Below are 7,494 nucleotides of genomic sequence, written 5' to 3' on the forward strand. Positions count from 1 at the left end.
ATGCGGGAAAGGTCCGGAAAGGAACACAAAAATGCCGAAAAAATTGCCGTTTGTTACGTTGGATCAGGCGAAGGAGATTATTGCAGATGTGCCGACGCCTTTCCACTTGTATGATGAAAAGGGAATTCGGGAAAACGCCCGACGTGTAAACGAGGCTTTCAGCTGGAATAAAGGCTTTAAGGAATACTTTGCAGTCAAAGCTACCCCGAACCCGTACATTCTGAAGATTCTGCAGGAAGAAGGCTGCGGTGTAGACTGCTCCAGCTATACCGAACTTTTGATGAGCGAGGCATGCGGCTTCAAAGGCAGCGACATCATGTTCTCCTCCAACGATACGCCTGTACAGGACATGCAGAAAGCTTATGAGTTGGGGGCATACATCAATTTGGATGACCTGACGCATGTGGACTTCCTCAAAGAAGTGGCAGGAATCCCCAAGACCGTTTGCTGCCGGTACAACCCGGGTGGTGTGTTTGATCTGGGCAACGGAATCATGGACAACCCGGGCGACGCAAAATATGGTATGAGCGAAGACCAGATGGCCGAAGCATACACCCGATTGATGGAACTGGGCGCAGAAGAATTCGGCATCCATGCGTTTTTGGCCAGCAACACCGTGACCGATGAATACTACCCCAAACTGGCTGGGATTCTGTTCCGCCTGGCGGTTCGCCTGCATAAACGCACCGGTGCCAAAATCAAGTTTATCAATCTTTCCGGCGGCGTTGGGATTGCGTACCGTCCCGATCAGCGCAGCAATGATATTGCAAAAATCGGCGAAGGTGTGCGCAAGCAGTACGAGGAAATCCTGGTGCCGGAAGGCATGGGAGATGTGGCCCTGTTTACCGAGATGGGCCGGTATATGCTGGCACCTTATGGCGGGTTGGTCACAACGGTACTTCACGAAAAACACATCTACAAAGAGTATATCGGTGTGGATGCCTGCGCAGCCAATTTGATGCGTCCGGCTATGTATGGTGCGTACCATCATATTACGGTTCTGGGCAAAGAAGATAAGCCTTGTGACCATAAGTATGACATCACCGGCGGTCTGTGTGAAAACAACGATAAGTTCGCCATTGACCGGATGATGCCGGAAATTGAAAAAGGTGATGTACTGTTTATCCACGATACCGGCGCACATGGCTTCTCCATGGGATACAACTACAACGGAAAGCTGCGCAGCGCAGAGGTACTGCTCAAAGAGGACGGTTCTCACCAGCTGATCCGTCGAGCGGAAACGCCGGAAGACTATTTTGCGACCTTTGACTTTACGCCGTTTTTCAAAAACAAGTAAATAAAAAATCCCCTCGTACAGCTAGTACGAGGGGATTTTCTTTTGTTTGGTTTCTTTTAGATCACTCGGTTTCGTCAATAATACCGCCGCCGTATACCAGACCGTCGCGGTAGAAAACCGCACTCTGGCCGGGGGCGGGGGCACGTACCGGTTCCGGGAAAGTGACTGTGCCCGAACCATCATAAGAACAGAGAACCGGTTTGGCGGCGCTGCGGATTTTGACCATATATTCGCCGCCAGGCAACGGCTGTCCGTCAGGCGTGGCGAAGTCTGCTACGGTCAGACGGGAACTGTATTCCTGGCCGGTTTCGGCCAATTGAATATCGCCGTTGGGAAGGATGGCCTTTACGAAAAGCGGACGTCCCGCGGCAATGCCCAGTCCCTTGCGCTGTCCCACAGTATAGTGGTCCACACCGGCGTGGGGACCCAGATCGCTGCCATCGGGGCCGAAAAAGTGCCCGCCTTTGGGAGAATATCCCCGCGCGCGGATATAGGCGGAATAATCACCATCCGGAATGAAGCAGATTTCCATGGAATCGGGGGCGTCTGCGCAGGCAAGATTCATCTCACGGGCCATTTCCCGGATGTCTTCTTTCTCAAATTCACCAAGCGGGAGAATCAGCTTCTTCAGAATGTCTTGCGGCAGACGATACAGCATATAACTCTGGTCACGGGCGGCACTCTCCGGTACGGCAATCCGGTTGATCCCGTCTTCGCAAACTTCCACACGGGCGTAGTGGCCTGTGGCGATGAAAGCACACCCCAGTTCGGCTGCCTTTTCGGCCAACAGCCGGAATTTTACCAGGGGGTTGCAGATGATGCAGGGGTTCGGTGTGCGCCCGGCACAGTAGTTTTCGCAAAACGGTGTGATAACATGGGTTTCAAACGCCTGCTCGGCATCCAGTACGTGCAGAGGAATCTGTAAGGTGTTGGCAGTTTCCCGGGCGGCGGCTACGGCACCGTCGTGCGCAGAAGAAAAGCGAATGACGGCACCCTGTACGGAAAAGCCCTGTTCCTGCAGGATGCGGACGGCAACGCTGGAATCCACGCCGCCGCTCATTCCCAGCAAAACCTTGTCCTGCTTTTCAAATGTGTTAAATCCTTCCATGAAGTCCTCCTTTCGGTCAGCTCTGACGGCCGCCGTATTTTTTGCTTTGTTCTACGGCCATAGAGTCGCAACGTTCGTTTTCGGGGTGGCCGGCGTGACCTTTCAACCAATGATAGGTGATCTGATGTTTTTCGCTCTCGGCAAGAAGCGGCGCCCAAAGGTCGGCGTTCAGGGCAGGAGATTTGTCGGCTTTTTTCCAGCCGCGGCTGCGCCAGCCTCTGGCCCAGCCCTTTTCTAGGGCGTTGATCACGTACTGGCTGTCGCTGTACAAATCGATCGCGCATGGCTCTTTCAGCTGACGCAGAGCCTCCAGCAGGGCGGTCATTTCCATACGGTTGTTGGTAGTTTGTGCTTCCCCTCCGGATAACTCTTTTTCGTAGACTTTGTCGCGCGTGCGAAAACGCAGAATCGCACCCCAGCCGCCAGGGCCGGGATTACCGCTGCAAGCGCCGTCTGTATAGATTTCGATACGTTTCATATAAATCTCCTGTCGGTGCCAATAATCATTATACTAGGAATTATACCCGCTTTGCGGGGTTCTGGCAAGTTTGACAAGTCCGGGGAATACGTTTATAATAAGAAATAATTGTAGTAGTGTATATGAATGAGCCCGGCCGCGCCTTTTCAGGCGGGCTTTTCGCGCTCAACCACACACGGAAAAGCGGGTTCGCTTTCCGGTATACATAACAGAATATGGAGCGGGGAAGCGATGCATACAGTATGGAATGTATCGTCTCTGCGGGAGAATGTTTGGAGGTTTTCATGGAAGAAATCAAACCAAAGCGCAAAGCAAATACACAGGTTGCAGGGGAGCATGCCCCTTCGGCTCGCCGTGCAGGACGTACGGATAAAAATCAGCAAAACGGAAATGCTGCGGCACGAAAAAACAACAAGCGCCGCGCACCGCGTTCTACAGCTGCTTCGGAAAATCATGCGGCGGCACAAAGTGTGCCGGCACCGCGTTCTCGCCGGGCGCGTAATGTGCAGCAGGGGCAGAATCCCCAGCCTGCCGGGACGAAATCCCCCCGGCGCAACCGTAAACCGGCGCCGCGCAGCTATGAGATGACACCGGCGATTCCGATGCATATCTGCCCGTTGGGCGGTTTGGGAGAAGTCGGTAAGAACATCACCCTGTATGAGTGTCAGGGCGACATGATTCTGGTGGATTGCGGCCTGGTTTTCCCGGATGCGGATATGTTCGGCGTGGATCTGGTCATTCCGGACTTTACCTACGTGCTGGAAAATAAAGACCGTATCAAGGGTCTGTTTATCACCCATGGTCATGAAGATCACATCGGCAGCCTGCCGTATCTTCTGAAAAAATTCAACGTGCCGATTTATGCGGCCAGACTGACCATTGGCCTGATCAAAAACAAGTTGGAAGAACATGGTCTGGCATCCAGTGCCGTTTTCCATGAAATCCGGCCGCGCCAGAAAGTCAAGCTTGGCTGCTTTACAGTAGAACCCATTCATGTCAATCACTCGATTCCGGACGCGCTGGCTTTTGCCATCGAGTGCCCGGCGGGTATTGTCATTCACACCGGCGACTTCAAAGTGGACTATACGCCGCTTTCCGGTGACGCGGTAACGGATCTTTCCACCATTGCGGAATATGGCCGCAAAGGCGTACTGGCTCTTTTGTCGGATTCTACCAATGCAGAGCGCCCGGGCTTTACGGCTACCGAACAGACGGTGGCAGAAGGGGTGCGCAGCTTGTTTGCCCGTGCCCGCAATCGACGCATCATTGTGGCAACCTTTGCTTCCAATATTTATCGGGTGCAGCAGATCATCGATCTGGCCATTGAATCGGGACGAAAAGTGGCGGTCAGTGGCCGCAGCATGGTTTCCAACACCGAGATGGCACGGGAACTGGGCTATCTCCATGCGCCGGATACGGTGTTGATCGATATCGACGAGATCAATAAGTATCCGCCTGAGAAGGTGGTCCTGATTACCACCGGCAGCCAGGGCGAACCTTTGTCGGCCCTTTCCCGTATGGCGCAGGCCAGCCACCGGCAGGTAAAGGTCGGACCGAATGATTTCATCATCATTTCGGCACGCCCCATTCCCGGCAACGAAAAGACCGTGACCAAAGTGGTCAATGGGCTGCTGAGCCTTGGCGCAGAGGTCATTTACGAGAATATGTACGATACGCATGTTTCGGGACATGCCTGTCAGGAAGAACAGAAGCTGATGCTCACCTTGGCACATCCGCAGTTCTTCCTGCCGGTGCACGGCGAATTCAAGCAGTTGAAGCGTCATGCCGAAACGGCGGAACACCTGGGATATATTCCCAAACAGAATATCTATATTGCGGAGAACGGGCAGAACATCCGGATTTCGGCCGATGGAATGACCGTTGAAAATACCGTGACGGCAGGTGCCGTGATGGTAGACGGGTACGGCGTTGGCGATGTTGGCAATGTTGTGCTCAGAGACCGTCACCATTTGTCGGAGGATGGTATCATTATTGTAACGGCAGCAGTGGATGGGTCCAACGGACAGGTTCTTTCCGGTCCCGATATTGTCAGCCGTGGCTTTGTGTATGTCCGCGAAAGCGAAGAGCTGATGGACGGCTTGCGTATGCAGGTTGAAATGGCATTGGATCGCAGTTTGAGCGATAATATGCACGACTGGGCCAGTGTCAAAGCGCGCGTGCGGGAAGCCTTGTCGAGTTATATCTATCGACGGACCAAGCGCAGCCCGATGATCCTGCCGATTCTTCTGGAAGTTTGAGTATCTGCCCGCCCGGCGGGAATGTGGGGGCTTGACCATGAAACACAATGACGGACTGGATGCAGCAGCCGTGTTGTTGCTGCTGCTGGTGGCGCTTGTGGCGATGATTATACCGGTTGCACTGGTAGCGCCGCAGTGGCTGATCATACCGTTCGTACTGGTGTGTATTGCCCTGGGAATTCTATGGTTCATGCGCCGCAGACTGCGCGCCTATGTGGCATCGCAGCTTTGCAGCACCGATTTTGAAAACAGCCGGATTCAGTACAGCCTGGCGGGGCTGCCTATCCCGACAATGCTGGTGGCCGATGGCCGGATTTTGTGGTACAACACGCACTTTCTGGAAAAAGTTCTGAGTGGCAGGGATGCTGTTACGCGGCCGGTGGAACGTGTGATACCGGATTTGGATCTGGCGGTTTGCTCGCGCCCCCATGGACAGGACCTGGAAATCGGCAACCGCCGTTTTACCGCCTATGCCGGTTCGGCAAAGGGCAGCCGCGGTGCCAGCATTGTGTACCTGGTGGATGATACGTTCTACAAGCAAACGCTTGACGAATATACCGAAAGCCGGCCAGCCTGCCTGATTATTGTAATCGACAGTTACGACGAACTGTTCGATGATATGAAGGACAGTGAACAGGCCAAGGAACTAGAAGCAATTAACAGTTTGCTGGAGCAATATATCGGCAGAAGCACAGGTTTCCTGCGCAGGGTTTCCAACAGCCGCTATATTGCTGTGGTGGAGGAACGGGACGTTCGCTGGATGCTGAAAGAACGTTTCGAGATTCTCGACCAGGTTCGGGCACTGCATCCCGGCGGGCTGACCACGTTATCCATTGGTGTAGGCCGCGGCGGCAAGACTTTGCAGGAATGCCACCAGATGGCACGCGAAAGTATCGATATTGCGCTGGGGCGCGGCGGTGACCAGGCTGCGGTGAAAACCGTGGATGGATTTGAATTTTACGGCGGTATCTCCCATGGCGTGGAAAAGCGCAGCCATGTGCGCAGCCGCATTATTGCCCATGCGCTGTGCGACCTGATCAAAAAGAGCGACAGCGTCATCATCATGGGGCATCGCATGAGTGACCTGGATGCAGTAGGTTCTGCTGTGGGCGCTCTGCGGATGTGTAAGATGTGCGGCGTCCCGGCGGTTATTGCCATTAACAGCGATGCGACTCTGGCGGGGCCGCTCCTGAAAAACTTCTTTGACGCAGGATGCGGACGGGACTTCATTCCGCCGGACCAAACGCTGGAGGTTATCACACCCAATACATTGCTGATTGTGGTGGATACCTATCAGATACGTCTGTTGGAGAGCCAGAAAATCTACGAGAAATGCAAGCGGGTTGTGGTTATCGACCATCACCGTATGGCAGTGGGCCATATTGACCGGCCGCTGCTTTTGTACCATGAACCATATGCGTCCAGTGCCAGTGAATTGATCTGCGAATTGCTGCAGTTCCTGCCGAAGGAAGGCAATATTACGCCGCTGGAGGCGCAGGCCTTGCTGGCGGGTATCATGCTGGACACCCGCAGCTTTGCACTGCACGTAGGTGTGCGCACTTTTGAAGCGGCAGCCTGGCTGCGCAGCCGTGGAGCACAGACAGCCGAAACGAAGCTGCTGTTCAACACGTCCAAAGAAGAGTATGAAGCGCGCGCCCACATTGTGGAAGGCGCGTACATATACAAGGGCTGTGCCATTGCGCTTTCCGGTGAATTGGATGCCGGCATGAATGTGGTTCTGCCTATGGCGGCAAACGATTTGCTGACGATCAACGGTGTGGATGCCAGTTTTGTGGCTGTGGCCAAAAACGGCGGCGTCAATATTTCGGCGCGCAGTATGGGCGCGCTGAATGTACAGGTGATTTTGGAACCGCTGGGCGGCGGCGGACATCTTATGATGGCCGGTGCTCAGCTGCAGGACTGTACACTGCATGATGCAGAACGGCAGATCCGAGAACAAATTGATCTTTATCGTGCTTCGCAGGCTGCAAGCGCAGTCGGCGTAAAGTAAGACGAATTATTGGAGGGAAATAATATGAAAATCATTCTGAAACAGGATGTAAAGACCATCGGCAAAAAAGACGAGATCCATGAAGTTTCCGACGGGTACGCCCGCAACTTCCTGTTCCCGCGGGGACTGGCTGCACTGGCAGACGCTGCGGCGTTGAACCAGGCGCGCACCAAGAGCGAAGCAAAGGCGCATCACGAGGCTGAGGCACGTGCTGCGGCAGAAGCGCTGGCTGCCAAAATCAGCGGCAAAACGGTGACCACCAAAATCAAGGGCGGTGCTTCCGGCAAGCTGTATGGCAAAGTAACCGGCAAGGAAGTGGCGGAACTGCTGACGCAGCTGACC

Annotated in this window: 6 protein-coding genes; 4 read left to right on the forward strand and 2 right to left on the reverse strand. The window is 54.1% G+C overall.

Features of this window, described 5'->3' with window-relative positions; all coding sequences use genetic code 11:
• The first annotated feature begins 31 nt into the window (after positions 1–31).
• Positions 32–1,297, forward strand: coding sequence for a diaminopimelate decarboxylase (locus H6B10_RS01730; protein ID WP_204649191.1), 1,266 nt, complete (start codon positions 32–34; stop codon positions 1,295–1,297).
• Positions 1,298–1,358: 61 nt separating this feature from the next.
• On the opposite strand, the gene mnmA is transcribed toward H6B10_RS01730, so the two are convergent.
• Positions 1,359–2,405: a tRNA 2-thiouridine(34) synthase MnmA gene (mnmA, locus tag H6B10_RS01735; protein WP_204649192.1), complete on the reverse strand. Its 1,047-nt coding sequence runs from the start codon at positions 2,403–2,405 to the stop codon at positions 1,359–1,361.
• Positions 2,406–2,421: 16 nt separating this feature from the next.
• Positions 2,422–2,883, reverse strand: a complete 462-nt coding sequence (gene rnhA, locus H6B10_RS01740; RefSeq protein ID WP_204649193.1) for a ribonuclease HI — start codon at positions 2,881–2,883, stop codon at positions 2,422–2,424.
• A gap of 284 nt (positions 2,884–3,167) precedes the next feature.
• Between rnhA and H6B10_RS01745 the strand changes: the two genes are divergently transcribed.
• The 3 genes from H6B10_RS01745 to rplI all read left to right on the forward strand — a co-directional run.
• Entirely contained in the window at positions 3,168–5,141 is a 1,974-nt protein-coding gene (locus tag H6B10_RS01745) for a ribonuclease J (protein ID WP_243427212.1), read from the forward strand.
• 37 nt (positions 5,142–5,178) lie between these two features.
• A complete protein-coding gene (locus H6B10_RS01750) occupies positions 5,179–7,152 on the forward strand; it encodes a DHH family phosphoesterase (RefSeq protein WP_204649194.1) in 1,974 nt (657 codons plus the stop codon).
• A 24-nt stretch (positions 7,153–7,176) separates the two neighbouring features.
• A partial coding sequence (rplI, locus tag H6B10_RS01755; protein WP_204649195.1) for a 50S ribosomal protein L9 occupies positions 7,177–7,494 on the forward strand: 318 nt, incomplete at its 3' end.

Source organism: Gemmiger formicilis (assembly GCF_016901605.1).
Lineage (GTDB): Bacteria > Bacillota > Clostridia > Oscillospirales > Ruminococcaceae > Gemmiger > Gemmiger formicilis_B.

Bases quoted from the DNA above. Each gene is read 5' to 3' on its own strand.
- H6B10_RS01730 (WP_204649191.1), top strand. From the start codon at position 32: ATGCCGAAAAAATTGCCGTTTGTTACGTTGGATCAGGCGAAGGAGATT.
- mnmA (WP_204649192.1), bottom strand. From the start codon at position 2,405: ATGGAAGGATTTAACACATTTGAAAAGCAGGACAAGGTTTTGCTGGGA.
- rnhA (WP_204649193.1), bottom strand. From the start codon at position 2,883: ATGAAACGTATCGAAATCTATACAGACGGCGCTTGCAGCGGTAATCCC.
- H6B10_RS01745 (WP_243427212.1), top strand. From the start codon at position 3,168: ATGGAAGAAATCAAACCAAAGCGCAAAGCAAATACACAGGTTGCAGGG.
- H6B10_RS01750 (WP_204649194.1), top strand. From the start codon at position 5,179: ATGAAACACAATGACGGACTGGATGCAGCAGCCGTGTTGTTGCTGCTG.